Here is a 365-nt window from a genome sequence, read left to right as displayed (position 1 = left end):
AGCGCGCCGAATAACAAAATCGGCCCCCTCATAACTGACTGAAAATGCCAGGAACTTATTAAATCATAGACTGACTGCGTCGGGGGGCTGAAGTGGCGGCGCGCGCGCCAGCAATCTCACCTGTGTCAAAGATCATCGAAACCCCTGAGGGGAAGAGCGAAAATGAAGACCAAACCATGATTGGCCTATGTGCACTTGCGGCATTGTCGCTGGCATCGTCTGCGCTCCCCGCGACGGCGCAGGACCGGCAGGTCGTCTTGGCAATCGCCGGCGGTGCCTATGAGAAGGCTATTCGCGAATACTGGCTCGACCCCTTCGAAAAGGGCACTGGCATCAAGGTAGTCGTGGTCTCGACAGGCAACCCC

At 57.3% G+C, this 365-nt stretch carries 1 pseudogene; it reads left to right on the top strand.

From position 1 onward, the window contains the following. Nucleotides 1-122 precede the first annotated feature (122 nt). Nucleotides 123-365, top strand: a pseudogene (locus tag AC0L2Z_RS35495) (hypothetical protein); the annotation flags it as partial.

This window comes from Mesorhizobium sp. WSM4850, assembly GCF_055811735.1.
Note: the sequence above shows the minus strand (reverse complement) of the source record. Positions and strands in the feature narration are given on the sequence as shown.